This is a genomic window from Lichenifustis flavocetrariae (assembly GCF_026130545.1).
In the GTDB taxonomy this organism is placed as follows: domain Bacteria; phylum Pseudomonadota; class Alphaproteobacteria; order Rhizobiales; family Beijerinckiaceae; genus Lichenihabitans; species Lichenihabitans flavocetrariae.
Map to the genome: position 1 here is coordinate 603,746 of NZ_JAMOIM010000001.1, position 25,825 is coordinate 629,570.

28 protein-coding genes are annotated in these 25,825 nt (G+C 64.6%); 14 read left to right on the forward strand and 14 right to left on the reverse strand.

The annotated features are described in order from the left end of the window. Positions 1-52 precede the first annotated feature (52 nt). Positions 53-724: a response regulator gene (locus M8523_RS02790; protein WP_282583427.1), complete on the forward strand. Its 672-nt coding sequence runs from the start codon at positions 53-55 to the stop codon at positions 722-724. After that, positions 714-2,081 (forward strand): sensor histidine kinase, encoded by a 1,368-nt coding sequence (locus tag M8523_RS02795; protein WP_282583280.1) that lies wholly within the window; start codon positions 714-716, stop codon positions 2,079-2,081. Before M8523_RS02790 ends, M8523_RS02795 begins: the two co-directional genes overlap by 11 nt. A 30-nt stretch (positions 2,082-2,111) precedes the next feature. On the opposite strand, the gene M8523_RS02800 is transcribed toward M8523_RS02795, so the two are convergent. The 7 genes from M8523_RS02800 to M8523_RS02830 form a co-directional block, all read right to left on the reverse strand. Further along, on the reverse strand, positions 2,112-2,981 hold the full coding sequence (locus M8523_RS02800) for an ABC transporter permease (protein WP_282583281.1): 870 nt from the start codon (positions 2,979-2,981) through the stop codon (positions 2,112-2,114). Between the two features lie 11 nt (positions 2,982-2,992). Then, entirely contained in the window at positions 2,993-3,802 is an 810-nt protein-coding gene (locus tag M8523_RS02805; protein WP_282583282.1) for an ABC transporter ATP-binding protein, read from the reverse strand. After that, positions 3,799-4,809, reverse strand: coding sequence for an ABC transporter substrate-binding protein (locus tag M8523_RS02810; RefSeq protein WP_282583283.1), 1,011 nt, complete (start codon positions 4,807-4,809; stop codon positions 3,799-3,801). The genes M8523_RS02805 and M8523_RS02810 overlap by 4 nt, the downstream gene beginning before the upstream one ends. Before the next feature lie 26 nt (positions 4,810-4,835). After that, the gene (locus M8523_RS02815; protein WP_282583284.1) at positions 4,836-5,912 is read right to left on the reverse strand and encodes a YncE family protein; all 1,077 of its coding nucleotides are present in this window, start codon (positions 5,910-5,912) and stop codon (positions 4,836-4,838) included. 824 nt (positions 5,913-6,736) lie between these two features. Beyond that, the gene (locus M8523_RS02820) at positions 6,737-7,099 is read right to left on the reverse strand and encodes a putative quinol monooxygenase (protein WP_282583285.1); all 363 of its coding nucleotides are present in this window, start codon (positions 7,097-7,099) and stop codon (positions 6,737-6,739) included. A gap of 11 nt (positions 7,100-7,110) precedes the next feature. Next, entirely contained in the window at positions 7,111-8,838 is a 1,728-nt protein-coding gene (locus tag M8523_RS02825; RefSeq protein ID WP_282583286.1) for a thiamine pyrophosphate-binding protein, read from the reverse strand. After that, complete coding sequence (locus tag M8523_RS02830; protein ID WP_282583287.1) at positions 8,835-10,076, reverse strand: MFS transporter; 1,242 nt, start codon at positions 10,074-10,076, stop codon at positions 8,835-8,837. Before M8523_RS02830 ends, M8523_RS02825 begins: the two co-directional genes overlap by 4 nt. Before the next feature lie 59 nt (positions 10,077-10,135). On the opposite strand from M8523_RS02830, the gene M8523_RS02835 reads away from it, so the two are divergent. From M8523_RS02835 to M8523_RS02845, 3 genes are read left to right on the forward strand one after another with little or no spacing between them, the layout of a single operon-like run. Continuing rightward, a complete protein-coding gene (locus M8523_RS02835; protein WP_282583288.1) occupies positions 10,136-10,840 on the forward strand; it encodes a GntR family transcriptional regulator in 705 nt (234 codons plus the stop codon). Then, positions 10,837-12,003, forward strand: a complete 1,167-nt coding sequence (locus M8523_RS02840) for a lactonase family protein (RefSeq protein ID WP_282583289.1) — start codon at positions 10,837-10,839, stop codon at positions 12,001-12,003. The genes M8523_RS02835 and M8523_RS02840 overlap by 4 nt, the downstream gene beginning before the upstream one ends. Positions 12,004-12,049: 46 nt before the next feature. After that, the gene (locus M8523_RS02845) at positions 12,050-12,391 is read left to right on the forward strand and encodes a putative quinol monooxygenase (protein ID WP_282583290.1); all 342 of its coding nucleotides are present in this window, start codon (positions 12,050-12,052) and stop codon (positions 12,389-12,391) included. A 354-nt stretch (positions 12,392-12,745) separates the two neighbouring features. Here the strand turns inward: M8523_RS02845 and M8523_RS02850 are convergent, their stop codons facing one another. Genes M8523_RS02850 through M8523_RS02865 form a run of 4 tightly spaced genes read right to left on the reverse strand, consistent with a single transcriptional unit; the run spans position 12,746 to position 16,748 of the window. Beyond that, positions 12,746-13,588: a DUF1932 domain-containing protein gene (locus M8523_RS02850; RefSeq protein ID WP_282583291.1), complete on the reverse strand. Its 843-nt coding sequence runs from the start codon at positions 13,586-13,588 to the stop codon at positions 12,746-12,748. Further along, the gene (locus tag M8523_RS02855; protein ID WP_282583292.1) at positions 13,585-14,415 is read right to left on the reverse strand and encodes a hypothetical protein; all 831 of its coding nucleotides are present in this window, start codon (positions 14,413-14,415) and stop codon (positions 13,585-13,587) included. The genes M8523_RS02850 and M8523_RS02855 overlap by 4 nt, the downstream gene beginning before the upstream one ends. After that, positions 14,412-15,386 carry a 5-dehydro-4-deoxyglucarate dehydratase gene (locus tag M8523_RS02860; protein WP_282583293.1) on the reverse strand — a complete coding sequence of 325 codons (975 nt, stop codon included), beginning with the start codon at positions 15,384-15,386 and terminating at the stop codon, positions 14,412-14,414. The genes M8523_RS02855 and M8523_RS02860 overlap by 4 nt, the downstream gene beginning before the upstream one ends. 48 nt (positions 15,387-15,434) lie before the next feature. Then, positions 15,435-16,748, reverse strand: coding sequence for an MFS transporter (locus tag M8523_RS02865; protein ID WP_282583294.1), 1,314 nt, complete (start codon positions 16,746-16,748; stop codon positions 15,435-15,437). 187 nt (positions 16,749-16,935) lie between these two features. On the opposite strand from M8523_RS02865, the gene M8523_RS02870 reads away from it, so the two are divergent. Together M8523_RS02870 and M8523_RS02875 are read left to right on the forward strand one after the other, a co-directional pair. Continuing rightward, positions 16,936-17,253 (forward strand): YciI family protein, encoded by a 318-nt coding sequence (locus M8523_RS02870; RefSeq protein ID WP_282583295.1) that lies wholly within the window; start codon positions 16,936-16,938, stop codon positions 17,251-17,253. A gap of 80 nt (positions 17,254-17,333) precedes the next feature. Further along, a complete protein-coding gene (locus M8523_RS02875; RefSeq protein ID WP_282583296.1) occupies positions 17,334-17,987 on the forward strand; it encodes a GntR family transcriptional regulator in 654 nt (217 codons plus the stop codon). Positions 17,988-18,507: 520 nt separating this feature from the next. On the opposite strand, the gene M8523_RS02880 is transcribed toward M8523_RS02875, so the two are convergent. Beyond that, on the reverse strand, positions 18,508-19,077 hold the full coding sequence (locus M8523_RS02880) for a TetR/AcrR family transcriptional regulator (RefSeq protein WP_282583297.1): 570 nt from the start codon (positions 19,075-19,077) through the stop codon (positions 18,508-18,510). Between the two features lie 105 nt (positions 19,078-19,182). Between M8523_RS02880 and M8523_RS02885 the strand changes: the two genes are divergently transcribed. Further along, on the forward strand, positions 19,183-20,589 hold the full coding sequence (locus M8523_RS02885) for an amidase (RefSeq protein WP_282583298.1): 1,407 nt from the start codon (positions 19,183-19,185) through the stop codon (positions 20,587-20,589). A gap of 132 nt (positions 20,590-20,721) precedes the next feature. Beyond that, positions 20,722-21,240 carry an alcohol dehydrogenase catalytic domain-containing protein gene (locus M8523_RS02890; RefSeq protein ID WP_282583299.1) on the forward strand — a complete coding sequence of 173 codons (519 nt, stop codon included), beginning with the start codon at positions 20,722-20,724 and terminating at the stop codon, positions 21,238-21,240. Here the strand turns inward: M8523_RS02890 and M8523_RS02895 are convergent. Further along, a complete protein-coding gene (locus M8523_RS02895) occupies positions 21,134-21,445 on the reverse strand; it encodes a hypothetical protein (protein ID WP_282583431.1) in 312 nt (103 codons plus the stop codon). The genes M8523_RS02890 and M8523_RS02895 overlap by 107 nt on opposite strands. A gap of 258 nt (positions 21,446-21,703) precedes the next feature. Here M8523_RS02895 and M8523_RS02900 point away from each other — a divergent pair, with 258 nt between their 5' ends. Beyond that, on the forward strand, positions 21,704-22,153 hold the full coding sequence (locus tag M8523_RS02900) for a hypothetical protein (protein ID WP_282583300.1): 450 nt from the start codon (positions 21,704-21,706) through the stop codon (positions 22,151-22,153). Here M8523_RS02900 and M8523_RS02905 read toward each other — a convergent pair. Beyond that, complete coding sequence (locus M8523_RS02905; RefSeq protein WP_282583301.1) at positions 22,140-22,286, reverse strand: hypothetical protein; 147 nt, start codon at positions 22,284-22,286, stop codon at positions 22,140-22,142. The genes M8523_RS02900 and M8523_RS02905 overlap by 14 nt on opposite strands. Positions 22,287-22,327: 41 nt before the next feature. Between M8523_RS02905 and M8523_RS02910 the strand changes: the two genes are divergently transcribed. The 4 genes from M8523_RS02910 to M8523_RS02925 all read left to right on the forward strand — a co-directional run bounded on the left by M8523_RS02910 (position 22,328) and on the right by M8523_RS02925 (position 25,481). Further along, positions 22,328-23,200: a recombinase zinc ribbon domain-containing protein gene (locus tag M8523_RS02910; protein WP_282583302.1), complete on the forward strand. Its 873-nt coding sequence runs from the start codon at positions 22,328-22,330 to the stop codon at positions 23,198-23,200. A gap of 136 nt (positions 23,201-23,336) precedes the next feature. Then, the gene (locus M8523_RS02915; protein ID WP_282583303.1) at positions 23,337-24,533 is read left to right on the forward strand and encodes a tyrosine-type recombinase/integrase; all 1,197 of its coding nucleotides are present in this window, start codon (positions 23,337-23,339) and stop codon (positions 24,531-24,533) included. Beyond that, positions 24,526-25,188 (forward strand): hypothetical protein, encoded by a 663-nt coding sequence (locus M8523_RS02920; RefSeq protein ID WP_282583304.1) that lies wholly within the window; start codon positions 24,526-24,528, stop codon positions 25,186-25,188. The genes M8523_RS02915 and M8523_RS02920 overlap by 8 nt, the downstream gene beginning before the upstream one ends. Before the next feature lie 80 nt (positions 25,189-25,268). Continuing rightward, on the forward strand, positions 25,269-25,481 hold the full coding sequence (locus M8523_RS02925; protein WP_282583305.1) for a helix-turn-helix transcriptional regulator: 213 nt from the start codon (positions 25,269-25,271) through the stop codon (positions 25,479-25,481). Positions 25,482-25,825 lie beyond the last annotated feature (344 nt).

Here is a 25,825-nt window from a genome sequence, read left to right on the forward strand (position 1 = left end):
TTCTGTATCGTGGCGCGGCTCTTATCGCGCCGCCGCCCGGAAGGTCCGCTCCATTCGCCTACTCCTCGTTGAAGACAGTCGCGATCTCGCGACTTGGCTTGCCAAGGTCCTGCGTAACGACGGCTATGCTGTTGATGCGGCCCACGACGGCGAGGAGGCGGACGATATGCTTCGGCTGGTCCCCTACGATCTCGTGGTCCTCGACCTCGCCTTGCCGCGGATGAGCGGCCTTGAAGTCCTCCGCGGCCTCCGTGCGCGGGGCAGCGTGGTCCCGGTCATCCTGCTTACCGCCAACGCGAGCCTCAACGGCCGCGTGCGCGGACTGGACGAGGGGGCCGACGACTATCTCGTCAAGCCGTTTGAGGTGGCTGAGCTCGAGGCGCGGATCCGAGCGCAATTGCGGCGTGCCGGTGGCCGACCAGCGCCGCTCCAGCGCTGCGGCGACCTTGTTTTCGACACGACCAGCCGTGACTTCACGCTTGCGGGCGTGCCGCTTGCCCTGACCCCGCGTGAGCAGGCAGTCTTGGAAGCGTTGGTCCGCCGGCCGGGCCGCACCCTCAGCAAGGCCGTGCTGGCCGAGGCCGTGTTCGGCTTCGACGACCGCGCCGATCCGAGCGCGATCGAGATCTACGTCCACCGCCTCCGCAAGAAGCTGGAAGGGAGCGCCGTGACGATCGCAACCTTACGCGGGATGGGCTACCTGCTGCGCCACGATGCGCCGTAGCCTGCGCAGCCAGCTGCTTGCCTGGGTGCTAGTGCCCTTGTTGCTGCTCGCGGCGCTGAATGGGACCGCGAGCTGGATCAGCGCCCGCGACGCCGCAGACCTCGTGACGGATCGCATGCTGGCCGCCTCGGCCCGCTCGATCGCCGAGCAGGCCATCGTCGAGGAGGATCTGATCGCGGTGGTGGTGCCGCCCGCGGCGCTCGAAATGTTCGACACCGGGTCCGGCGACTTCGTCTACTACGCCGTCACCGACGGCGCGGGCCGGCTGCTCGCCGGCACGGCCGACTTGCCGCGATGGGCGCGGGACCGGACCAGCGGCCAGCCCTCCTCGACCGAAGCGGTCTACCGCGACCGGCCGCTCCACCTCTTCGCCCTCGATCACCCCATTGCCGGGCCGGGCCTGGAGGCGAGTGTCACGGTCGTGCTCGGGACGACCCTCAACAGCCGGGATGCGCTGCTGCGTCATCTGTGGGCCGTTGGTTTCGGCCAGCAGCTCGCGCTGATCGTGACGGCGGGCCTTTTCATGATCCTGGGCCTGCGGATGGGTTTGGCGCCGCTGCTCCGGCTCCGTGACGCGGTGATGGCGCGCCCCGGCTCGAGCCTGGAGCCCCTCGAAGCCGGCGCTGTGCAGGCCGAGCTGCAGCCGCTGGTCGTCGCTCTCAACCAACAGCTCGACCGCGTGCAGAAGCAACTCGCGGCGCAGCATCGCTTCGTCACCAACGCAGCCCATCAGCTGCGCACCCCGCTGGCGCTGCTCAACGTGCAGGCAACCTATGCGCGGCGCACCCTCGGCAGCGCCGAACAGGATGCGGCGCTGGCCGCGATTCAGTCCGGCACGCAGCAGCTGTCGCGCCTGTCGGGCCAGTTGCTTACCCTCGCACGCGCCGAACCGGGCAGCCGCCGGCCGCGCGCCGACCGCGTCGACCTCGGCGCTTTGGCGCACCGGGTGCTCGACGATTTCGCCGAAGCGGCGCTCGCCAAGGGCATCGACCTCGGGCTGGAAGAGCAGGAAGGGACCACCGTCCGCGGCGATGCCACGATGCTCGGCGAACTGCTGGTCAACCTCGTCGACAATGCGCTGCGCTACTGCCCGTCCGGCAGCAGCGTGACCGTGAGGGTGCAACGGGCCGGAGACGACGCCCTCGTCGCCGTGCAGGACGATGGCCCCGGCCTGCCGCCCTCCGAGTGGGAGCGGGTCTTCGAGCGCTTCTACCGCGCACCCGACACGCCGATGGAGGGAAGCGGCCTCGGCCTCGCCATCGTCCAGGAGGTCGCGACCGCGGCGGGCGGGCGTGTTCTGGCGCGGGCGATGGACGGCGGCGGCCTCGTGGTCGAGGTCAGGCTGCCGGCTGCCTGATCTCCCGATCGAACCCGACCCGTGTGGCACTCAATGCCCGTCGAACGGGACCGGCCGCCACTTAACGAGACGGTTCTCGACGATCGTGATGATCCCCTCGACCACCAGCGCAAGCACGGCCAGGATCACCATGGCGGCAAAGACGCCGTTGGCGTTGAAGCTGCCCTGGGCTGTCGAGATCAGCAGGCCGACGCCCTTCTTGGCGCCGAGGAACTCGCCCACAACGGCGCCGACGAGCGCGAATCCGAAGCTGACGTGGAGGCTCGCGAGGATCCAGCTCATCGCCGAGGGGATGATCACGGCGCGGGTGATCTGGAACGACGAGGCGCCGAGGATCTGCGCGTTGGCGATCATCGCCCGGTCCGCCTCGCGCACACCCTGGAACGCGTTGGCAAAGACCACGAAGAACACCATCACCACGGCGAGCGCCACCTTGGACGCCATGCCGAGCCCGAGCGCGATGATGAAGATCGAGCCGAGGACGACGCGGGGGATGGAATTTGCAACCTTGATGTAGGTCGAGAAGATGTCGGCGAGCAGCTTGTTGCGTCCCAGGACGATGCCGCAGACCACGCCGCCGACCGCGCCGATGAAAAAGCCAAGCAGCGTCTCCTCCAGGGTCACGACGACCTGCTCCCACAGCGGCCCCTGCGAGGTCCCCTCCGTGACCCAGGTCCAGACTTGGTCGGCGATGCCGGACGGGCTTGCGAAGAAGAAGGGGTCGATGAGCCCGAGACGGGTGCCGAGCTCCCACCCGCCGAGAACGACGACGAGAATTGCTAGGCGCGCGGTGATCACGACCTGCCGTCGACGACGTGAGGCGTGCCGCGCGGCGATCTCGAGGCTCGACGGGCTGGTCAGCGTGGCGGGCGGATCGAGCGTCTGGCCGATGACGGACATGAACGGTTCTCTCAGGCGGCGGCAGAGGCCTGGTTGTGGCTGCGCTGCACTTCCTCGCGCAGGTTCCCCCAGATGGTGCGGGCATAGTCGATGAAGGCGGGGTCGTAGCGGATCTCGGCCGTCACGCGCGGGCGCGGCAGGTCGATCGTGTAGACCGCCTTCACGGTGGCGGGGCCGGCTGTCAGCACGTAGACCTTGTCGGCAAGCGCGATGGCTTCCTCGAGGTCGTGCGTCACGAAGATGACAGAGGCCCCCGCTTCCGACCAGAGGTCGAGCAGTTCGTCCTGCATCAAAGTGCGGGTCTGAATGTCGAGCGCGCTGAAGGGCTCGTCCAGCAGCAGGATCTTGGGCTGGTTGATGAAGGTCTGGGCCAGGGCGACGCGCTTGCGCATGCCCCCCGAGAGCTGGTGCGGATAATGCTTCTCGAAGCGCGACAGGCCCACCCGGGCGATCCAGTCTCGCGCCTTGTCGTGGGCTTCCGCCTTGCCGGCGCCGCGAAACATCGGCCCCGCCGCGACATTGTCGAGCACGTTGCGCCAGGGGAACAGCGCATCGGCCTGGAAAACGAAGCCGATGTCGCGGCTAATGCCTGTCACCGGCTGCCCGAACAGGCGGACGTCGCCCTGGTTGGGGCGAGCGAGGCCGGTGACGAGGTTTAGGGTCGTCGACTTGCCGCATCCGGTGGGGCCGACGACGCAGGTGAACTCGCCCCGCTTGACCGTCATGCTGAAGTCGCGCAGCGCGGTCATCACCTTGGCGTCGGGGGTGACAAAGCGGCGCGTGACGTCGACGAGCTCGATGGCGGGTCCCGCGGCGATCATTTGGCGGCGTCCACGAAGCTCGTGGAATAGGTCTTGGCGAGGTCGACCGACTTGCCCTGCACATTCTTCGAAAAACTCTGGAGCACCTTCAGCACGGTCTCGGGGCCGTTGGCCGGCATCCTGCCGTCGGCCGTGAACATCGCCTTGCCGTCGGCAAGGCCCTGCACGTAGAGCGCCTTGTCGCCGACATAATAGTCCTTCGGCATCTGGTCGGCGATCTCGACCGCGCTGTGGTCATGGATCCAGTGCAGCGTCTTCACCAGAGCGTTGGCGAGCTTCTGGGCCTCATCCTTGTGCCCGTCGAGCCAGGCCGACTGCACGTAGAAGGAGGCGGCTGGATAGGGGCCGCCTAGAGCCTCCATGGTCTTCTCCGGCGTGCGCAGGTCGATCATGACCTTGGCCTCGCCGCGCTTAACGAGCTGGCTGACGGTTGGCTCGGTGGTCATGCCGGCCTGGATCTGATCCTGCTTCATGGCGGCGATGAACGTGTTGCCTGCGCCGACCGGCAGCAGGCTGTAGTCGCCTGCCTTGAGCCCGGCGCGTGCCACGATGAAGCGGGTCAGGAAGTCGGTCGACGAACCGAGCCCCGTCACCCCCAGCGTCGTGCCCTTGAGGTCAGCCGGCGCCTTGACCGTCTCGGCGGCCTTCGTCGACAGCATCTCGACCTCGCCAGGAGCCTGGCTGAACTGCACGATGGCGGTGATCGACTTGCCCTTGGCCTGCAGGTCGATCGTGTGGTCGTAGAACCCGACGACCCCCTGCACCGCGCCGGCCAAGAGCTCGTTCTCGGCTTCCACGCCGGCGCGAGAGTTGATCAGGTCGACGTCGAGCCCCTGCTCCTTGAAGAAGCCGAGTTTCTCGCAGAGCACGGGCGGCAGGTAGATCTGCTTTTCCATGCCGCCTACGATGATGCTGATCTTGTCGGCCGCCTGGGCGGCCGGTGCTGCGGCCGTCGCGGCCACCACAGTGACGATGCCGAACAGGAGCGCCGGCCTGATCTTGTTCATATCGATCCTCCGATCCCGTAGTGCCGTTAGTTCTTGCCGTAGGCCAGCACCGTGAAGCTGTTCGGGGTAAATGTGTTGGGATAGAAGGGCGACACCGCCGTCAGGATCTTCTTGGCAGGGTCTGCCGAGCCTTCCGCCGTGACGGCATAGAGGGTGCCGCTCTTGTGATCCATCGCCATGGTGCGGACGAAGGCGCGGGTGCCGAGCGTCTCCTCGGGCTTGTAGGTGTTGGCGTCCACCTGTTCGAAGACGTTGAGGTTGGCGCCGAGCCCGTTCGTCGAGAAGATGCGCTTCAGCGCGGGATCGTAGGCGAGGCTGTCGGTGCCAGCGCCGATCTCGGCGCTGTAAATGATCGTTCCGGTCGTGCCGTCTAGGACCACGAGCGAGGGCTTGACGGCGCCGCGGCCGCGGCACCCCACGAAGACCCTGTCGTTTGCGGCATCGGCCGCCACGGAGGTCGGCTGGCCGCATTTGGCAGCGACGTCGATCTCGGCCAGCACCTTTCCGCCGGCCGTGTCGATCCGGTCGACCTTGTCGAGGTCCTGGGCCGCGAGGAAGAACGCCTTGCCGTCGCTGTCGGCGCCCTCGACCTTCTTGCTGGCGACATGCAGGTGGCCGACGTCCTTCATGGACGGCAGCTCGAGCATGACGAGGTCGGTCCCGTCCTTGCCCCCGCTCATGTTGACCACGAGCCGCTTGCCCACGGGGTCGTAGTGGCTGGTGTCGAGCTCCTCGCCAACCTTGACCGGCTCCTGCGCCTCAAGGGTGGACAGCTTGAATGGGATGAGGGTTCCATTCTCGTTATTGGAAAGACCGAGATCAAGGTCGGGGATGAGCACCGCACCGTTGGAGCTCGCTTCGACCGTCCCGGCGATCGTCTTGACGACCTTATGCCCGACCGGATCGAAGACCTGGAGGCCCTCCTTGCGATGGCCCAGGAACACGTGGTTCGTGCCCTCGTCGAAGGAGACGTAGTCCCACGCCGAGGCTTTGCCGTCGATCGTAGTCGCGGTCTTGAGATGCCAGCCGTCCGCCGCGGACGCGAACGATGTCGGTAGGCAAGCGGCGGTCGCCAGCATCGCCGATACAAGTGCGGTCTTCATGCCATCCTCCCTCTGATCATGACCCGCCGTTTGGTCCGGCAGGTTCGGTGTTGAAGGAATGATAGCACCCCCAGCTTTCAGCTGGCTTTCAGTCGGCGCGGAAATCATCGCAGGGCGGGTGACTCGGCGGTCACCGCTTCGTCGATGAGTTCCTCCGCGAACGACTGGTCGTTCAGCGGGCTCTTCCCATGCCTTGGCAATCGGCAAGCCCGCCGTCGACTGCTTCGCACGGAAGCATCGGGAGGCGGGACCGATTTCGCACCGGAGTTTTGCTCAGACTAAGCGGCTAATCCCAAACGGCCCGGCGCGCCGTGCGACCCTCCTGCAACTCGCGCAAGCACGAACGGCCGCTTTCGAGAACGGCCGCGAAAGCGTTGAACGGCGTAGATGGGCGCACAGCTGACCGGCTGCTCAATTGCTCGTTGTGGCCGCATGCGTGCGACGGCTTTTGCACAACCATGGTCAGCAACTGCCCCTCGCGGCTGGGACTCCGTTCAATGTCAGCATGGATTGCGGCGACATGTGGCCGTCCATTCGGCTTCAGCTGGCGCGGATGAGTCAACGGCCAACAAATAGGACCAGCGGATCGCTGGTAAGCATTAGTGCCCTCGATTGAGTACATGAGATTGGCGACGGCGCGGCGCGAAGCAGACCTCGCCGTCGCGCTCACATCGCAGAAAGTCTACGACTCGGTCAGCCCGTCAAGCTTAACCATTGAGCCTCGCCGGCAGCCAGTGGCCGCCGGTTTGGATAAATCGCTCACAATCATCTACTTGACGCATAAAAGGGTCTATGGGCGGGAATCAGCGTTGCCCTATAGCGCCTCACTGCATAGCGGTGGTGACGATGGTGTCGTAGGGGCTGCCGATCAGCGGTTGCAGGTCGTTGCGGAACTTGCGCGTGTGGACTGCCTCGAGGTGCTTGGCAAAATCACCCTCGCTCTTCCACAATTCGAGCAGAGCGAAGTGGTTGGGGTGCACGGTCTCCCGCAGGATCGTAAAAGAGACAAGTCCTGGCTCGCCTTGTGTGTCGCTGTTCATTTGCTTCAGCAGCGCCTGGGCCTTTTCTTCGTTCTGCGGCACGAACTGGTCCGGGATGGCGTCGATCAACGTCATGACGGTGACGGGTTCGGCCGCCTGCGCCATCGAGACCGTCGCGCACAGCGCCATTATGCCGAACAACGCCAAAGGCAGTTTCCTCATGGTTTTTCTCCTTTTTGACCCTGGAGCCGAGCGATCGGAGCGTCAGACAGACGCGCGGTCGGCGTGATTTGATCGGGGTCGACGATCAACTCGAGAAGCGCTGGAGCACCCGCCGCGAGGGCTGCCTGGAGGGCTGGCGCGAAATCGGCCGTGGTTTCGACGCGCGCCGCATGGGCGCCGAACGCGCGGGCCAAGTTCGCGAAGTCGGGTCCCTCGATCCGCGTCGCCGAGATCCGGCCTGGGAAGCGGCGGGCCTGATGCATGCGGATGGTGCCGTAAAGGCCGTTGTTGACGACGAGGACGATCACGTTGGCGCCGAACTGCTTCGCGGTTGCGAGCTCCTGCGGGTACATCAGGAAATCGCCGTCCCCCGCGACGCAGATCACCGTGCGGTGCGGGTGCCGCAGCTTGGCCGCGACCGCAGCCGGAAAACCGTAGCCCATGGCGCCGCTCGTCGGAGCGAGCTCGGTGCGGGGCTGCCGGTAGCGATAGTACCGGTGGACCCAAACCGTGAAGTTCCCGGCCCCGTTGGTCACGACAGCATCGCCCGGGAGTATTTCGGAGAGATGTCGAACAACGGCCGCCATGTCGACCCCGCGAGGCGGGGGCGTCACGGCCGTGCTGTCCGAAAAGCGGAGAAAGCTTTCCCGCATGGTGCGGGTACGATCCCGCCCCGGTCGGGCATCTCCGGGGCCCCCGAGTGACGCCAAGGCTGCGGCCGCCTCGGCAGTGCCGGCGCAGATCGCGAGGTCCGCCTGCACGACGGACGACAATTCGTTAGCGTCGGGGTGGATATGGATCAGTCGCTGGTGGGTGCGGACCGGCTCGATCAGCGTGTAGCCCGCCGTCGCGACCTCGCCGAGCCGGGCGCCGACGACGAGCAGCAGGTCGGCCTCGCGCACGTTGCGCGTCAGGGTCGGGTCCGTGCCGAGCGTCAGGTGGCCGACGTAATTCGGCCGCATGTTGTCGAAGACGTCCTGCCGACGGAACGAGCTCACCACCGGTAGGTCGTGCCGGTCGACGAACTGCGCGAGGTCATGCGCCGCCGCGTCGCTCCAACCGCTCCCGCCCACGATAACGAGCGGCCGCTCCGCCTGCTCGAGGGCCGCGGCGATCTCCAAGACCTGGGCTGCCGTAGGGGCGCTCTGCACGGGCTGGTAGCGGCGCGGCTGAGCAACGCTTGCCACACCCGCGAGCGTGTCCTCAGGCAAGGCTAGGATCACAGGTCCGGGCCGCCCCGAGGTCGCCACCTGGAAGGCTCGGAGCACGTATTCGGGGATACGGGCCGGGTCGTCGATTTCGGCCGTCCACTTGGCGAGCGGGCCAAACATGGCGCGATAGTCGACCTCCTGGAATCCGCCGCGATCCCGGAAGGCGCGGTCAATCTGCCCGATGAACAGGATCATCGGTGTCGAGTCGTGAAAGGCGGTGTGCACCCCGATGCTGGCGTGGGTCGCCCCCGGGCCTCGCGTCACCATGCAGATGCCTGGGCGGCCCGTCAGCTTGCCGTCCGCCTCTGCCATATTGGCGGCGGCACCCTCGTGCTTGGCAACGACGACGTCGATCTCCGGCGCGTCGCACAGGGCATCGAGCACGTCGAGATAGCTTTCGCCCGGCACACAGAAGATGCGGTCGACGCCCTGGATCTGGAGTGCCTCGACGAGAAGGCGTCCGCCGTTCTGCGGCGCGGGCGCGCTAGGCTGTCCATGGAAAATCTCAGTCATAAGCTTACCAACTCCCGGCCGCGCGTTTCAGGCAGTAGCGCCGTACCGACGAGCACCAGGGCATAGGACACGACGGCGAAGATCGCGATCGCGGTGCCGAGCGGCACGGCTGTGCTCACCCAGCCCACCAAGGCCGGCATGGCGGCCCCGATGCCGCGGCCCGCATTGTAAGAAAATCCCTGCCCGCTCGAACGGACATGAGTCGGGTACAGCTCGGCGAAACTCGCCCCCATGCCTGACACAATACCGGACTGGAAGAAGCCGAGCGGAAACCCTAGCAGCAGCACCACGATACCGTCCGTGCTGCCCAGCGTGTAGAGCACCACCGTAACGGCGGCCAGAACGGCGCTAATCGCGAAGGTGAGGCGCCGGCCGAGCCAATCGCTGAGGTGTGCGCAGAACAGATAGCCGCAGAACGAGCCTGCGATGTTCACGGCCAGGTAGCCGCCAGTGTTGAGCACCGACAGGTGGCGTACGGTGCTGAGATAGGTCGGGAGCCAGGTCAGAATCGTGTAGTTGCCGCCGAGCGCTCCGGCGGCGATTAGCGACGCGATCGCCGTGATGCGCCCGAGCGGTGGCTCGAAAATTTCACGCACCCGCACCTTTGCGACGCGCGCCTCGCGCGATGCCTCGAACGCCTTCGATTCCCCAAGTGACCCGCGCATGACCAAGACCGCCAGCGCCGGCAATGCGCCGATCAGGAACAGCACGCGCCAAGCCGTTCCGGGCGCCCAGATGTGGAACACCACGGTGTAGAGTAACGCCGCGGCGCCATAACCAATCGACCAGCCGCTTTGCACAGAGCCCACGGCGCGCCCTCGGAGCCGCGGGGCGATGACCTCAGACATCAGCGTCGCGCCAGCGGCCCATTCGCCCCCGAAGCCGAGACCCTGGAGGCTGCGTAGCACGAGCAACTGATCGAACGAGTGCGCAAACGACGACAGGGCCGTAAAGCAGGAGAACCAAAGGATAGTGAGTTGCAGTACGCGGACCCGACCGATGCGGTCGGCAAGAATGCCGGCGATCCACCCGCCGAAGGCCGACATCAGCAACGCCACTGTGCCGAGCGCGCCGGCCTGGCCGCGTGACAAGCCCCACAGCGCGATAAGGGTCGGCATGACGAGCGCGTAGATCTGTACGTCCATGGCGTCGAGCGCCCAGCCCGCGAAGCACGCCCAGAAGGTGCGCCGCTCGGTGGTCGATAATTGCGTGAACCAGCCGTCCAAACCCGAACCCATACCCGCTTGCAACGGTGAACACCGTTTGGTATTTGAGCCTGTATACAGGAGCACAGGCGTTGTCGAGACCGAAGAAGAACGTGACAGTGGAGGTCGAGCCGAATGGGATGGGCCCGGCACGGCTGTACGAGCTTTTGATCGACGCCATGGTCCGTTTCGACTTCCGGCCGGGCGAGCACCTGAACGAGGGTGCTATCGCCCGTGATTTCGGCGTCAGCCGCACGCCGGTGCGGGAAGCGCTCAGCAAGCTCGTCGTCGCCGGCTTCATCGATCACGAGCCCGGGCAGGGCTTCTTCCGGCGCCAGCTCGACCCCAAGGAGATCTTTGACCTGTACGAACTGCGCCAGCAGATCGAGGTCGGGGCGGTCCGACTCGCGGTCGAACGCGCCACGCCGCAGGCGCTTGCGGAGCTTGACGCATTTCTGGCGCGTAGCATGGCCGCGACACCCGATTGCTCCGTCGATGCGCTGGTCGACCTCGACGAGCAGTTCCATCAAAGCCTCGTCAAGCTATCGGGCAATGGCGAGATGCTGCGCTGCCTACAGGGCATCAATGCACGCATCCGCTTCGTGCGCTGGATCGACATGCGCGGTCGCCGGGATGTCACTCAAGGCGAGCACCGGGCAGTTCTCGACGCTATCGCGGCCCGCGACTCTCTCAGGGGCTGCGAGCTGATGAACAAGCACGTGCAACGCCGCCTCGAGCAGATCGTCGAGCGCGTGCGGGAAAGCTACGGCCGCATCTATGTCGGAGACGCGACGTGAGGCGCCACTTGATCCTCGCGGTTGCGGCAGGACTGCTGTGGGGCGCGCCAGCATGGGCTGATGCGCTGCTGTTGTCGGCCAACGACGGGTTGCAACGGTTTGACAATGGCGCCTACGTCATGCGCCCGCACCCAGGGCTTGGGACCTTGTCGGCCTTCCGGCTGGACGCAGGGGCGTTGCAGCCGCTCTGGCACGTCGCGGTCGAGCAAACGGCCGTCGGGCCGCCGACCGCCCTGGCGGTCGCGCCCGGCAATCGGCTTGCGCTTATTGCCAACCCGGCGATCCTCGATCCGTCCGACCGGGACAAGATCCGGCGCGAGGACGATTTGCAGGTCGTGCCGTTGTCTGGTTCGTCGCATGATGTCGGGCACGTGCCGCTCAATCACCACCCCTGGAGCGTGGCCATCGCACCCGACGGGCGGCTGGCCGCCACCGCCAACGGCGACGGCACGGTGACCCTGCTGCGCATCGCGGGTGAGACCGTGACGGTGATCCGAGACATCACCGTCGGCACGCCGACGTCGCTCGACACGGGCGTAGCCTTCTCGAAAGACGGACGTTATATGCTCGTTTCCCGTCGCCACGACGACGTCGTGACCCTGTTCCGGATCGATGGTGACGCGGGTTCGCCGGTGCGGGACCTCACGGTCGGTTCGAACCCTTACGAAATCGTCACGAGCCCGGACGGCCGCCTCGTGGCTGTTTCGAACATCGGCCGCAACTCCGGCGATCGCGACAGCATCAGCCTGATCGACCTCCGGGCAGATCCGGTTCGCACGGTCGGCATCTTCTCCGTCGCTCCCACGCCGGAAGGTCTCGCCTTTTCGGCCGACGGGCGATGGCTTGCCGTGAACTCGATCAACGGCAGCAATCTCAAGCGCGAAAGCCCCTTCCACAGCGATCACAGCCTGATCCAGCTGTTCGCCCTGCGCGGCGATGCAGCCCAGCAGGTCGGCACGGCCGAGGTCGGGGCGAACGCCCAAGGACTCGCCTTTTCGCCCGACGGCTCGCGCCTCGTGGTGCAAGATTACGCGACGGACGCGCTGCTCACCTTCTCGTTTGGCGACGATGGCTTGCACGCGAGCGGGGTACCTGTGCCGGTCGAGGGTGGACCCTCGGCGCTCGCGATCGTGCCGCAGCCTTCGGGCGCGGAAAACAACTAGAGAATTCCGGGCCATGAAGCGTCCGGTGAATGGAGGAACGCATCCCATGTTGAAACTTGTTCTGGTCGGCCTCGCGGCGACGATCGTGCCGGTTTGCCTCACCTTGCCGGCCCAGGCGGATGACAGCAAAACGGGCATCTACGAAGTATCCGAAATCTACGTCTTGCCAAGCGCGATGTCGTCCAAGAAGTACAACGTGCCCGGCCTGATCGAAGGGCTCGTCAAAGCCACAAAGGCAGACGAAGGACTGCTGTCGATCAAGGTCACGCAGCAGATCGGCCAGCGGAACAACTACACTGTCATCGAACAGTGGAAGGATCAGTCGTCTCTCGACAAGCACGTGGCCGCGGACCACAGAAGCAATTCTACGCCAAGATGGAAGACCTGATGAGCGGCCCCGTCTACCAGCGCGTCTTCAGCGTCTTCCAGTAAGGTCGGTCGCCCTGCTTCCTTCTCTCGCAGGAGAAGGAGGCGCGCAGCCGGATACGGGAGACCGGATGCCGTAGCGACATGCGGCTCCTGGGCTAACCGGATGCACTCCTCGCACAACGCCTTCGCCTTCTTCCCTTGCGGGAGAAGGTGCCATGCAGGGGCGGATGAGAGGTGGCGCTAGCGATGGGTGACGATCCGTCTTGCGTCTGCGGCGCGATTCAACTCGTTTCGCAGGGGAAAGCGGGCACGTACGATATGGATGAACGCCGTCTGTCCTCAATCGGCAACCCGCAGGGGCGAGCCACATCCGTCAGTGTGGCTTCAGAATCTCGGTGAGAATCGCAGAGAGTTCGCCATCGCCGTTCACGTCGGCCGCGATGCTGGCATAGAACTGCGCCATGGCGTCGTAGATGCCGTGTTCAGGCCGGCGCTCTCCCACGAAGGCCGCGATCTCGTGAAGTTCCGGCACCCAGCGCTCGGCCTTGCCGAACATGTCCGGGACCGAGCGCTGGAAGCCAGCGAACATTTGCGCCTGGCTGGCTGCCAGCTCTGCCGCGAGTTCGGGTCCACAGCCGGAGCGGTGGGCTGCGAGCAGCATCGCGGTGCCGAGCGCGATCGTGCCCTTGGTGATGCCCGCATAGCTCATCTTGAGCCCGGATGCCTTACCAACCGGACCCTCCAGCACCCGGAACCGCACTCCCCGGTCGGCAAGCCGGTTAAGTTCGGCCGCGTGGTTTCCACTCGCGAACAACAAAGGCCCAGGCCCTTCCGGACCGGGCGGCAAACCGATGATGCCGCCATCCGCGAAACGCCCACCGGCCACCCCGATCACCGCGGCGGTACGCGCAGCCGTCTGCGGGCTAACGGCATTCCAGTCGATGAACACCGGCTGCCGCGACCCGTGGCCGACCGTGGCGGCCAGCCGCTCCGCGACCGAGGCCGCGATGCTTGGCGACACGATGGAGAACACAAAGTCCGCCTCGCCTAGCGTGCTCTCGTCCACGAACTCGAACCCGGCCGCTTTCGCGCGGGCCACGCTCGCCTCGCTGCGCCCAGCGGGTGTGACCACTCGCACGCCATGTCGGTGCAGGCGGGCCCCAATCGCCGCGCCCATGGCGCCTGGCGAAACGATGGCAACGACAGGCTCGCTCATGGCCGTTCACCTCGCGCCTGGTCTAGCAGTTGTTCGACAAAGTCGTGCACCGGAAGCCCCGGACGAGCGCCGAGCCGCGTCGCGGCCGCGTTGGCGTGCGAGATGATGCCGTCTCGATAGATAGCGCGCGCATCGCCGATCGGCGCACTCGCGGCCGAGGCCGTGGCGGCTGGCATGTTGCGTTTGTCCAGATCCGCAAGTCGAGCAATGCCGGCCCCATCGAGCCCGACGCCGGCGTCGCTGAAAAAGATCGCGCGCACGTCGGGGCCGACCACCCCATCGGGGCGCCCTCTGAACATGGCCGCATGCGATCCCGTGACGACGATCTGCCCCGCATCCGCCGGCTCGAGGAGCGGCGCGGCATCGAGGCAGATCACCCGGGGCGCGCCCGGCTCGTCACGCACGAGATGACGCTTGCCGCCGCCGATTTCGGGCGGCGGCGTCCTCACGACCGGGGCTGTCGTCATACGCTCTGCACAGGTCCGCACCGTCTGGCCGACCTCGCAACCGAGTTTTCGCGCCGCCGCGTTCACGTGGCTGATGATGCCGTAGTCGAGCATGTGCTCGGCATCGGCGATGTGGCAGGTCGCAGCATCGGCGGTCGCGGCCGGCAGGCCGATGCGGTCGAGGTACGGCAATCCCTTGATGCCGGCCTCGTTCTTGCCGACACCGGCATCGTTGAGCACCACGCCGCGAATGCCCCATTTTGCAGCGTGAAAGGCGTTGTACTCGCCCCCATAGGAACCCGACACGATCACCTGGCCGGCGCACGCGGCCGTCGCGGTCGCGCTGCTGGCGCAGGTGTAGATCGTCACGCCCTCGCTCATGCGCGTGCTCCTTCGTGGCGGCCGGCGACCGGCAGGTCGTCCGCGCCTTGCGGCCCCTCGGCTTCGATCAGCCGAGCCAGCATGGCGCGTTCCTCTAACGTCAGGCCTGACAAGGGCGAGCGCACGGGACCGGCGCTACGGTTAATGATATCCACCCCTGCTTTCACGATGCTGACCGCGTAGCCGGGCTGCCGGTTGCGGAGCTCGAGATATGGCATGAAGAAGCGCGTGAAGATGGCGTCGCAGGTCTGCTGATCGCCCGTCATGACGGCCGCATGGTAGGCCTTTGCGGTCCGCGGGATGAAGTTGAAGATCGCCGACGAGTAGGTGGGGGCGCCCATGGCCCGGTATGCCTGCGCATAGACCTCGGCCGTCGGCATGCCGTTGATGAAGATCAGCCGATCGCCGACCAGGCTGCGCATGCCGAGCAGCCACTCTACTGTGCCGAGCCCGTCTTTGATGCCGATCATGTTGGCGCAGCGCGCGGCCAGTTGCGCCACCGTGGCGGGTGCGAGCCGGCAATTGCCCCGATTGTACACGATCACCCCGATGCCGACGGCGTCGCACACCGTTGCCACGTGCTCGGCGAGTCCGGCCTGCGAGGCTTCCGTCATATACGGCGGCAGGAGCAGCAGACCATCGGCGCCGAGCTGTTCGGCGGCTTTCGCGTGCGCGACGGCGGCCCGGGTCCCCATGCCGGCGGCCGCGATCACCGGCACGCGCCCGTCCGACCACGCGACTGTTTCGCCGATGACGGCGCGGTATTCGTCGTCGGCTAGCGAGAAATATTCGCCGGCGCCCCCAGCCGGAAAAAGGCCTGCGGCTCCATATCTACCCAGCCAATTGAGGCGCGCCCGGTAGGCACGCGCGTCGAACGCCTCCGTCGTGGCGTCGAAATCCGTCAGCGGAAACGAGAGGAGGCCGCCCTCGATGGCCTTGCGAAGATCGAACGGGCTGCGTGTCGTAACCATTATCGGCATCCTATGAGGTGAGGTGCGGCGTGGTCCCGACCGCGCTGGTCAAACGGGCTCGCCCACGGGTGTCGGGGCTGCGGCTGGTGATCCGGCGCCACGTCGCCAGCCGGCCATGACGTAGAGGATTGCCGCAGCGATCAGCGGGCACACGGAAAGGAACAGGAGGCTTGACTGAAAACCGTGGCTCGATTGACGCAGGTAGCCCACGAGGTACGATCCACCAAACCCGCCGAGATTGCCGACCGAGTTGACAAGCGCGATGCCGCCCGCAGCCGCTGATCCCGCAAGCGCCCCGGTGGGCAAGGCCCAAAAATTCGCCATGGAGGTCATGATCCCCACGGCCGCGAGCGTCAGGGCCGCATAGGCAAGCAGCGGGTTGCCGAGCACGGCGCTGCCGCCGAGCCCGACCGAGCAGGCGATGCAGGGCAGCACCGCATGCCAACGGCGCTCGCCAGTCTGATCGGAGTGCCGTGCCCAGAGCACCATGACGACCGCGGCCACCACGTAAGGCAAAGCCGAGAGGAGAGTCGTGACGAAGTCCGTGAACCCAACCTGCTTGATGATTTGCGGTAGCCAGAGCCCGATACCGTAGATCCCCATGTTGACCCCCATATAGGCCAGTCCGAAGGCCCACACTCCCGGTTCCCTGAGGGCTGCGAAGAACGACGTCGAGGCCGCACCGGCACGCGCCTTCTCCTCCGCGCTCAGTACGCTTGCAAGGGCCGTGCGCTCGTCGGCATCAAGCCACGCGGCCTCGGACGGCCGGTCGCTCAGAACGAACAGGCAAAGGATTCCGAGCACGATCGCTGGAGCGCCTTCCAGGATGAACAGCCATTTCCATCCTGCAATACCGAAAATGCCACCAAGATTGAGCAGCGCGCCCGAAAGCGGCGCGCCCAGCACGAACGAGAGTGGCACCCCGAGGAAGAAGGTTGACATCACAAGCGCCCGTTCGCGCGCTGGAAACCAGCGTCCGAGATAGAACACAATGCCGGGCAGAAAGCCGGCTTCCGCGAAACCGAGCAGAAAGCGCACGACGGAAAAGCTTGCGGCGTTCCAGGTCAGGGCTGTTGCGCAGGCCAGTAGACCCCAGGTGATCATGATGCGGGCAATCCAGACACGCGCCCCGACACGTTCCAGCAGCCAATTGCTCGGTAACTCGAAGACGAAATAGCCGAGGAAGAAGATGCCGCTGCCGACCGCATAGGCAGTCGGCGACAGCGCAAGGTCCTGGTTCATTTGCAGGGCCGCGACACCGACGTTTACCCGGTCGAGGTAAGCCACGAGGTAGGACGCGAGCAGGAAGGGCAGCAGTCGCCACTTCATCTTAGACAGCGTCGACGGTTGTATCTGTGCCACGCCCGTCTTCTCCCTATTGGCTTGCATGTATGCAGCCGCAGCGGGTTGATCCCCACTATGCGCCCGAAGCTCAGGCAAACTCCCCGGCATGTCAACAAAGATCGCGCATGGTGCATCGTGCACGATCCTTGTTCATTGCATTGAGATAGTTGCTGTGCGAAACCATGCGGATCGGGCTGGAGCCGTCATGCCTTATCTCATCGACACAACCATGGACCTTGCGAAAGCCGCCGAACGCGCGCAGGTGCGGCCGCAGCATCTCGCCTATCTGACCAGCAATGCTTCGTTGGTGTTGGCCGCCGGCGCGAAGTTGGAAGACGATGGCCTGGTGGGGTCGGGCAGCTTTTATCTGGTCGAGCTTGAGACGCGTGCTGCGGCTGAGGCCTTTCTGGCCGACGATCCTTACGCCCAATTCGGACTGATCGCCTCTGCGACATTCACACGCGTCCGGAAGGGCTTCTTCGATCACAGGCAGGTGCTGGCGGCCGGCACCGGCACGCCATGAGCGCCAGCTCCGCTCCGCGGCCGAGGAGCGCGCGTCAGCTAGACGCTCGGCCGAAGGCACCTCCGCTCGTTCGAACGACGTTGACCGAGCAAACCTACGAGTTGCTGAAAGAGCGCATCCTTGACCAGGTGCTCGCGCCGGGCACACGCCTCAACATCGATGCCTTGACGCGGGATCTCGGCGTCAGTTCCTCGCCGCTACGGGAAGCTTTGGCCCGGCTTGAGGCCGAACGACTGGTCGCCTCGGAACTTTACAGCGGCTATACGGTCGCGCCCGAGCCGACGCCACGCTACCTGCTCGACCTCATTGATTTCCGGCTCATGCTTGAAAGCCATAGCGCGCTTGTCGGCGCACCGCGCAAGGACCCATCCATCCTCTCCGAGATGCGCGCTATGGTCCGCCAGATGGCTGCCACCCACAAGCTCGGTACGCGCTACAAGCAGTATCGTCGTTTCGTGGACGCCGACATCCGCTTCCATCAGGCGATCGTGCGCAGCGGTGGTAACGAGGTCGTGATCCAGGCATATTCCGGCATGAACGCCATCCTGCATCAGGCTCGGCTTTACCTCCATCGCTCAGGTGGCGAGGCGCGGGCCGTCGAAGTGGCGCAGGAGCATGGGACCATCTTGCGCGCATTTGAGGACGGCGACGGCGATGCCGCAAGTCGCGCACTAGCGTATCACCTTGAAGGCGGCAGGCGCCGGCTCATCATCAGCGGATCGAACCAAGCCTGAGCTCGGGTTTAGCCTTTGCAAGGCATTGAGCGACCCCCTCGACATTCCTCCTGCAAATGTCCGCTTCTGAGGAGCACCATTCTTGGAGCGTACGACTAAAATGGGCGCACTGCAGGCTGGCTGCTCTTCGCCGGATGTTGGCGGAAGAACGAACCCGCTGCGGGGGATGGCGCTCGTGGCGAGGTTTGAGGTGAGAGGTCGTCCGGCAAGCGCTGTTTGGGCGCGCTCGGGCGCGGGCTGAGCATTGAGGTTCCTTTCACCCGAGGAACCTCCGATGGACATTTTCATTCCCGCCGCCCCCGATCAGCCCGCTGCGCCAACGCCTGATCGACGACATCCCGAGACTGGCCGTTCGAGCCACTGACCTCATTCCCAGTTCTCCATTTTCGATCGACAGTGTCGGGAAAATACAATCGGGAACAGGTTTCGGGAAAGGATGGTCTGGCAGGAGTGCATGGCGAGCGTCGCCGCTCGTGTTCCCGACTGCTGTTCGTTTCTGGGAAAGCGGAACGAGCAGCGCTTATAACGGCAGCAATCCAGTCCCGCGGTATGCGCCGACGAGCGTATCGAACAGCGTGATGTCAGAACGGCTTCTGGCCATCAATTGTGCGCCGGCGATTGAGGCGAAAATCGCACGCGCCCTCGTCTCAGCCGCATCGTCCGAACCGACGATCCCTGCCAAGACGAGCATACGGCTGAGCCACGCGACGTTGACGTCGGTGAACATCTGCACCTCCTTCATGACCGATTCGGGCAGATCGTCATGTTCCGCTGACATGAAACTGCCGAGGCACAGCCGGTTATCGCTTTCCAGCGAGCGGCGAAATACCTCCGGGTACCGCCGAAGCGATGCCTCGGCATCATCCTCCTCGGCGTTGATCGCGTCCAGATTGGCCACGGCATCCTCCCAGTAGCGCTTAGCGACAGCGGCCCCAAGATCCGCCTTGCTCGCGAAATGATGGTAGATACTCGCCGGCTTGATACCCACCCGGTCCGCTAGCTCACGGAAGTTCATGCCGTTATAGCCGTGAGCCTGTGCAATCTGCCGGGCCTCGGAGAGGATCATTTCCTTCGCGCTCGTCGCCGCCATCGTTCCTGCTCCCGCAGTTATCCTAACGACCGTTAGTTAGCCATTGACGGAAACAAAGGGAAGGCCTAGATCTTTCATCCTAACGAACGTTAGGTAGGAGATTTTATGAGCTATGACATAATTTTTTCCGATGCAACGAAGCTCGCCGAGCTGATCCGCACGAAGGCGGTATCTCCGGTTGAAGTGGTTCAGGCGCACCTCGATCGGATCGAAGTCGTGAACCCGACAATCAACGCGATTGTCACAGTCGCCGATGGAGCACTCGCAGCAGCTAAGGCAGCGGAAGCCGCGGTGCTGGCGGGCGATGAGATCGGTCCCCTGCACGGCGTCCCTTTCACGGTGAAGGACTCGATCGACACCGCCGGCGTCTTGACCCAACGCGGCTCGCCGATCTTCAAGGGCCGGCTCCCCGGGGCTGACGCGACCAGTGTGGCGCGCATGAAGAATGCTGGCGGTATCCTGCTCGGCAAGACCAACCTGCCCGAGTTCTCCTACTGGATCGAGAGCGACAACCTGCTCTCCGGCCGTTCGAACAATCCGTGGGATGTGGCCCGCACGCCGGGCGGTTCGAGCGGTGGCGAATCAGCGGCAATCGCAGCCGGCATGTCCCCCGTCGGCTTGGGCACCGATCTTGCAATCTCCGTTCGCGGCCCGGCTGCACAAACCGGCATCACTTCGATGAAGGCGACGCACGGCCGTGTGCCGATGACCGGGATCTGGCCCCGAGCACCGCGTCGCTTCTGGCATGTCGGCCCCATGGCCCGGTCCGTGCGCGACATCGCGCTCGCTTTCGCCCAGCTCCTTGGCCCCGATGGCCACGACGCTTATGCGTCCAGCACCGTGCAGTTCGACGCCGGTATCGGTCGCCAGCCATATCGCCCGCTGCGCGTTGGCTGGATGGTCGGACCGGGCTTCGGCCCGGTCGATCCCGAAGTGGTCGCGACGGTCAAGGCGGCAGCGGAGGCGTTGAAGGATACCGGCATCCATGTCGAGCAGGTCGGCATTCCAGCGCTAGAGCGCGACTTCGCGCTGAACGTGTTCAACCGGCTCCACGTCATGGAGATGAAGGTCGCCTTCCGCGATGCGACGGCCGGTCACGAAAACCAGATGTACAAGATGACCAAGACCATGCTGTCGCTGCCCGACACCTCGATGGCAGACTTCATCGACGCCGAGCAGGCCGCCGAGCGGCTCCGCGACGGCTATGCGGAATATTTCCGCGGCTTCGACGCGCTCATCACGCACGTCCTGCCGATCCCCGCGCACAAGCACGGCGTCGACGAGTTCGTCATCGACGGGCAAACGGTGGACGCCACCTACCTCCAGGGCGCAACCGTGCCGCTCAACGTGACCGGGCTGCCTGGGATCTCGATGCGCTTCGGCACGAGCAAGGAAGGCCTGCCGATAAACGTGCAGATCGTCGGTAGCTGGCAGACTGAGTCGACGATCCTGCATGTCGCTTCGCTTCTCGAAGGCGTCAGCCCGGCCCGTAACCTTCATCCGAATCTGTGACGGTCCGGCGCACTGGGGACGGATACTCCCGGGTGCGGCTGCCGGATCGATCGAGTCAAAGAAACCAGTTCCTAACCCCATGCGGCAATTCCGCTGCGGGTTGAGGCACCATCAAAAGCGAGGATTTATCGTATGACCACTCAGATATGGCTCGACCACACCGGTGGGCCTGAGGTTTTGCAGGTTCGAACAGTCGATCGCGACGCACCCGGGCCAGGGCAGGTCTGGCTCGATCAGGAGGCGATCGGTGTCAACTATCTCGACGTGACGCAGCGCAAGGGCGCGGCGCCGATCCCTTTGCCGGGCGGGCTAGGCTTGGAAGGCGCGGGCACCGTCGCTGCGGTCGGAGCAGGCGTCACCGACGTTGCCGTTGGCGACCGCGTCGCATACGCGCTGGGGCCGCTCGGCGGCTATGCGGACGGGCGCCTGTATCCGGCTGAGCGCCTGATCAGACTGCCCGATGCCGTGACGACCAAGGATGCGGCAGCGATCCTATTCAAAGGAACTACGGCGATTGGTGTAATAGGCGCCTGCGCCCCCGCCGCTACCGAGACGGTGAAGCGAGGCCGTCACGGCTCGTCGCGCGGATACCGGCAGATGCGGAACAGGTCGACGGATCCAGGCCGCCACCCGAGCTCGCCTCTTCGATGAAGGCGGCCATCTCGCCAATCTGGCGGTCGACGATCTCTTGGCGCTGCAGCAGGACCATGTGTCGGAGCGCGGCATCGAGGTGCTGTTCGAGGCAGGCCACCGCGAGCGTCTCGGGCATGACGCCTTGTGCTTGGGCGGCGGTCGTGAGACGGCTTGCGAGTGCGTCGTCGAGGGTGAGGGTGAGGGTGAGCGTGGTTGTGGCCATGGGCGTTGCGCGTTGCGCGGCCTTCACGTCGTCTTTGATGCCACGACGGCCCACAACGAGACAGCCCCACGTCGGCCTGTAGTGAACCGATCCGCACTTCAGTGCATGGGGTGTGGGGGTAGATCCTTAGTGGCCTTTTAGTGGCACTTGCACTGGCAAACGATGGCAAAGCTATGGTATGTCTGGCACTCGCAGGCAAGGCGCAGTGCATAGCTCCTGAACCATCATCGTGCCATGACCATTGATCCCAAGCGCCTGATGCGCGACGCCAAGAAGGCGCAGGCCAAACGCCCGGCCTTGATCGTCGGTCGGGAAACAACGGGCGCAACCCGGGCGATCCGTCTCATGCTTCCAACCATTCGGGAACTGCGCGCCTCCGGCGTGACATGGGCGGCGATCGCAGAGGCGCTTGCCGAACAGAAGATAACCCAAGCCGACGGCGAGCCGCTGACCGCCTCGCGCCTGACGTCGATCGTCGGACAGATCGAAGCACAGGACGCGCGCAAGACTAACCGGGAGGAGACGCGGCACCCTCGGAGCGATAACTTTCCGTCGCTTCGAAGGCCGGCCGACCAAATGCAGCGCTTGAGGCTCGCTCCCGAGCTGACAGCTGACGCCGAGCTCAAGGAAGTGGCTCGCCCGACCTCCGAGGACGAGATCCGGCGTGCGCATTACGCAAAGCATCGCCATCTTTTCAAAAAGGATTAAAGCCTGCTGCGGGCTCGATGGCCTGCGCTTTGTCGACGAAGGCCGCCAAGGCGCTGTCTCTGTCTTGCAGCGCCATCGTCGTAGGATTGGGCGTGACCTTCTCGACACTCAGTATCGTGGCATGATCCAACATTGTTGTTGATCGTGGCAGCCTGGTCTTGACGCACGCTCTGTTTGGATCCGACACTTTTTCTCGCCACGGTCCAACGCCGGCTCGAAGCCCGCCGTCCGACCCGGACGGCGCCACGGGTCGTCAACGGACCGACGTTGCTGACGGGCTTGGCCAAGTGCGATTGCTGCACCACGGAGCAGGGCGAACGGGCCGGCATGATGCTTCGCACGGGGAAGAGCGGGCAGTACCGATATCTGGTCTGCGCCAACCGGGCCACGAAGTCGGTGTTCGCCTGCACGGCGCCGGAGCTTCGCATGGAGCAGGTCGACGAACTCGTGCTGAGCGAAGTCGAGAGGCGCGTGTTGGCGCCCCACCGCGTGAAGGCGCTGTTGGCGAAGCTTTTCGAGCGCAGAGACAAGGATCGGCAATCAACCGAGACCGAACTGCAGCGCCAGCGCGAGGCGCTGAAGAGGGCGGAAAGCGGTCTTCGCAACATGTTCGCCGCGATCGCCGACGCACCCGATCTGATCCGAATCGATGATCCCCTCACGCGCGAGCAGATCGGTCTCCTGAACCGCCAACGCGCCGAATTGTCCGCCTCCATCCCGGCCTTGCAAGACCGGCTTCGATCCGGGCCGGTCGCCATCTCGGATGCGCAGATCGCGACCTTCTCAACGCAGATGCGACAGCGCTTGCGCCACGCAGACCCCGCTTTCCGACGACAATGGCTTCACCTGTTCGTGGACGAGGTGATCGTTGGCCGGACTGAAATCACGATCAGCGGTCAAAACGACGCCCTTCTAAAAGGCGTCACAGGCAAGCCCGATTTTTTTGGGCCTGTGGTGCCCAGTTTTGACCGGGAATGGCGCGCCCGGAGAGATTCGAACTCCCGACACCCAGATTCGAAGTCATGGTTTCTAAGTGAGCAGAGGTGATCGGGAAGCAACTCAAATGCTGATCCTGCTTGCGTTTTGCGACGGACACGCAGATTATTGGGATCAAGCGTAAGCTTTGGGAAGCGCAATGTTGCTTCCCATGTGCTTCCCAATCTTATGCTTCCCAGGCAGCCACATGCGGTTCACGCGGTCGAATTTAGCCAGCCTCAGCCTTCCTCAGGGAAAGAGCGAGGTCATTGTCTTTGATGATGCGACGCCGGGATTCGGCATGCGCATAAGGGCAGGAGGCAAGCGCACTTGGGTTGCTCAGTACCGCCTTGGCACCAAGCAACGGCGCATCACGCTTGGCACGCCCGAGACCGTTGACTTCGACGAGGCCAAAAAGCGAGCGAGGGCCGCGCTTGGCAAGGTCGCATTGGGCACCGATCCGCAGTCCGAGAAGCGGGAGGCGCGCGTTCAAGCCTCCGTCACGCTCGGGGTGGTCGCCGATCGCTACCTAGCGACGCGAGCAGCGGTCCGGCTCAAGCCGAGAACCTTGCTCGAGGTGACGCGGCATCTCGAAAAGCACTGGGCGCCATTGAGGGGTGTAGCGGTTGGCTCGGTCAAACGGAGTCATGTTGCGAGCCGACTGGCAGAGATCGCGGTGGAGAATGGACCCTTTGCGGCAAACCGGGCCCGTGCCGCACTCTCCGCGCTCTACGGGTGGGCTGTTGGTGAGGGCCTTTCCGAGACAAACCCCGTTTTTGGCACCCACAAACCGGCCGAGGAAAAGACACGCGATCGAGTGCTGAGCGACGAAGAGCTTGCTCTAGTTTGGCAGCTCGTGCCGGGCACCGACTTTGTCAGCATCGTCCGGCTTCTGATCCTCACAGGGCAGCGTCGCGAGGAGGTCGGTGGCCTGCTGTGGCATGAGGTCGGCGCCAGCCTGTGGCGGATCGGCAAAGAACGGACAAAGAACCGACTCCCGCATGAGGTTCCGCTCAGCCCTGCAGCATTGTCCATTATCGGTGGGTTGCCGCATCGTGAGGGCAGGGATCTTGTGTTCGGCATCGGGCAAGGCGGCTTCTCTGGCTACGGCAAGCCCAAGGCCGAGCTCGACGCGCGCATTTTAGCCGCACTGAAACAGCGCCACGGCACCAAAACCAAGCTGGCCCCCTGGCGCCTCCATGACATACGACGCACAGTTGCAACGCGCATGGCGGATCTTGGCGTGCTGCCGCATGTCATTGAGGCCGTTCTGAACCACATCTCAGGCCATCGGGCCGGAGTGGCGGGGGTTTATAACCGGGCTGCTTACGCGGCCGAGAAGCGGGCCGCCCTGGATCTCTGGGGTGCCCGCGTCGCCAAGCTGGTGGAGGCGTCCGATGTCTGAGGATGTCCCCGCCCTTTTTCCAGAAACAAAATCTGTTTTTGAGATGCGAAAACAGAAAGAGCAGGCGTATGAGTGGCCGCTTGCCGCGGCGCTGATCTGGATCGTGTGGCGCAACATCCACCTTGCGAACACGGAATGGGCGGCCTACTGCGAAGCAGGAACGCTGACATGGGGGGCCGCCGATCTAAGCACGGCAGCGTGTCCACCTGCCGAAGCCGAAAGCGTGTTGCACGAAGGCTTGAGGACTGGAGACATTCGCGCTTACGGTCAGCGATTGGAGGATCCTGACCCAGTGGCCATCCTACCTCATCAATGGGCCGTTCTGTTTTTAGAAAATTCGATTCCGCAGGCCCCCGACGGCTTCTATTCGGTGTTGGTCCAAGCAGCGGACGTGAAGCGGCTCATGAAAGACAATCCGGGAGCGAGGTCGGCATTCATGCCGGTTGACCGAGATCCTGGCCTCAAGAAGATGGGCCGCCCGGCCGTATATGATTGGCCGGCCGCCGCGGGGTTCGCCGCAAAATATATGCTCGACAATCACCCTTTATCGGTAGCGGACCTCACGTTGGTCCTCCACGGATGGTTCGAAAAACGCGGGAAAGCTCCTGACAGGCGTGATGTCGAGCGGTTTGCGAGCCAAGCCTTGGCAGAATGACTTTCCCGACTTTCCCGACTTTTCCCGGAGACACGCGCGCCAACTGATCTCAGGTTTGCCTTCATAGGACGGAGGTAATCATGAGATATCAAACGGCCCTGCCGACATTCCTCGACCGGCATCGAATGTTGAATACCAAGCAATCAGCCGAGATGCTTGGCTTCAGCGTGGCTCATTTTCGCAGGCTGTACCGCAACGGGCGCGTGCCGAAACCGCAACAGATCGGCGGGCGGAAATATGGGTGGCCCGCGGGCGTGATCATCGACCTTACCTCGAAAGTCGAAGCGGCCTGATGCGGAAAAAACACGACCCGGCGCCTGGGCGGGCGACCGGGTCGGGATCTGAATGCAGTGGCAGCATCAGTTCCGCACGAAATCGCCGTAAAAATCAAGGCATTTTCTACGCCGACCGGGAGCCGGACCGAACCGTCGGCGGGCAGCCGTACTGGCATGTCGGTGCGCACTCCCACATGACCTTGGTCGGCATCGAGAGCCGGCTGGACCTCTACGTGTCTCTCTGCGCCCGGTGCGGAACGCCGTTCCTCGTCTCCGTGGCGGGTTGGCCCTATCGGAATTGTCGTGCGAACCGCCGGTGTCCTGAGCACCGACGACCCGGCGTCAGGGTGAAGCGATTCGCG

Coding starts and splice junctions, on each gene's coding strand:
- M8523_RS02805 (WP_282583282.1), bottom strand. CDS start 3,802: ATGATCGCCGCGGGACCCGCCATCGAGCTCGTCGACGTCACGCGCCGC.
- M8523_RS02815 (WP_282583284.1), bottom strand. CDS start 5,912: ATGAAGACCGCACTTGTATCGGCGATGCTGGCGACCGCCGCTTGCCTA.
- M8523_RS02890 (WP_282583299.1), top strand. CDS start 20,722: ATGACCACTCAGATATGGCTCGACCACACCGGTGGGCCTGAGGTTTTG.
- M8523_RS02855 (WP_282583292.1), bottom strand. CDS start 14,415: ATGAGCGAGGGCGTGACGATCTACACCTGCGCCAGCAGCGCGACCGCG.
- M8523_RS02925 (WP_282583305.1), top strand. CDS start 25,269: ATGAGATATCAAACGGCCCTGCCGACATTCCTCGACCGGCATCGAATG.
- M8523_RS02810 (WP_282583283.1), bottom strand. CDS start 4,809: ATGAACAAGATCAGGCCGGCGCTCCTGTTCGGCATCGTCACTGTGGTG.
- M8523_RS02830 (WP_282583287.1), bottom strand. CDS start 10,076: ATGGGTTCGGGTTTGGACGGCTGGTTCACGCAATTATCGACCACCGAG.
- M8523_RS02860 (WP_282583293.1), bottom strand. CDS start 15,386: ATGGTTACGACACGCAGCCCGTTCGATCTTCGCAAGGCCATCGAGGGC.
- M8523_RS02795 (WP_282583280.1), top strand. CDS start 714: ATGCGCCGTAGCCTGCGCAGCCAGCTGCTTGCCTGGGTGCTAGTGCCC.
- M8523_RS02885 (WP_282583298.1), top strand. CDS start 19,183: ATGAGCTATGACATAATTTTTTCCGATGCAACGAAGCTCGCCGAGCTG.
- M8523_RS02850 (WP_282583291.1), bottom strand. CDS start 13,588: ATGAGCGAGCCTGTCGTTGCCATCGTTTCGCCAGGCGCCATGGGCGCG.
- M8523_RS02900 (WP_282583300.1), top strand. CDS start 21,704: ATGCGCGACGCCAAGAAGGCGCAGGCCAAACGCCCGGCCTTGATCGTC.
- M8523_RS02800 (WP_282583281.1), bottom strand. CDS start 2,981: ATGTCCGTCATCGGCCAGACGCTCGATCCGCCCGCCACGCTGACCAGC.
- M8523_RS02915 (WP_282583303.1), top strand. CDS start 23,337: ATGCGGTTCACGCGGTCGAATTTAGCCAGCCTCAGCCTTCCTCAGGGA.
- M8523_RS02845 (WP_282583290.1), top strand. CDS start 12,050: ATGTTGAAACTTGTTCTGGTCGGCCTCGCGGCGACGATCGTGCCGGTT.
- M8523_RS02880 (WP_282583297.1), bottom strand. CDS start 19,077: ATGGCGGCGACGAGCGCGAAGGAAATGATCCTCTCCGAGGCCCGGCAG.
- M8523_RS02825 (WP_282583286.1), bottom strand. CDS start 8,838: ATGACTGAGATTTTCCATGGACAGCCTAGCGCGCCCGCGCCGCAGAAC.
- M8523_RS02905 (WP_282583301.1), bottom strand. CDS start 22,286: ATGTTGGATCATGCCACGATACTGAGTGTCGAGAAGGTCACGCCCAAT.
- M8523_RS02920 (WP_282583304.1), top strand. CDS start 24,526: ATGTCTGAGGATGTCCCCGCCCTTTTTCCAGAAACAAAATCTGTTTTT.
- M8523_RS02870 (WP_282583295.1), top strand. CDS start 16,936: ATGCCTTATCTCATCGACACAACCATGGACCTTGCGAAAGCCGCCGAA.
- M8523_RS02895 (WP_282583431.1), bottom strand. CDS start 21,445: ATGGCCACAACCACGCTCACCCTCACCCTCACCCTCGACGACGCACTC.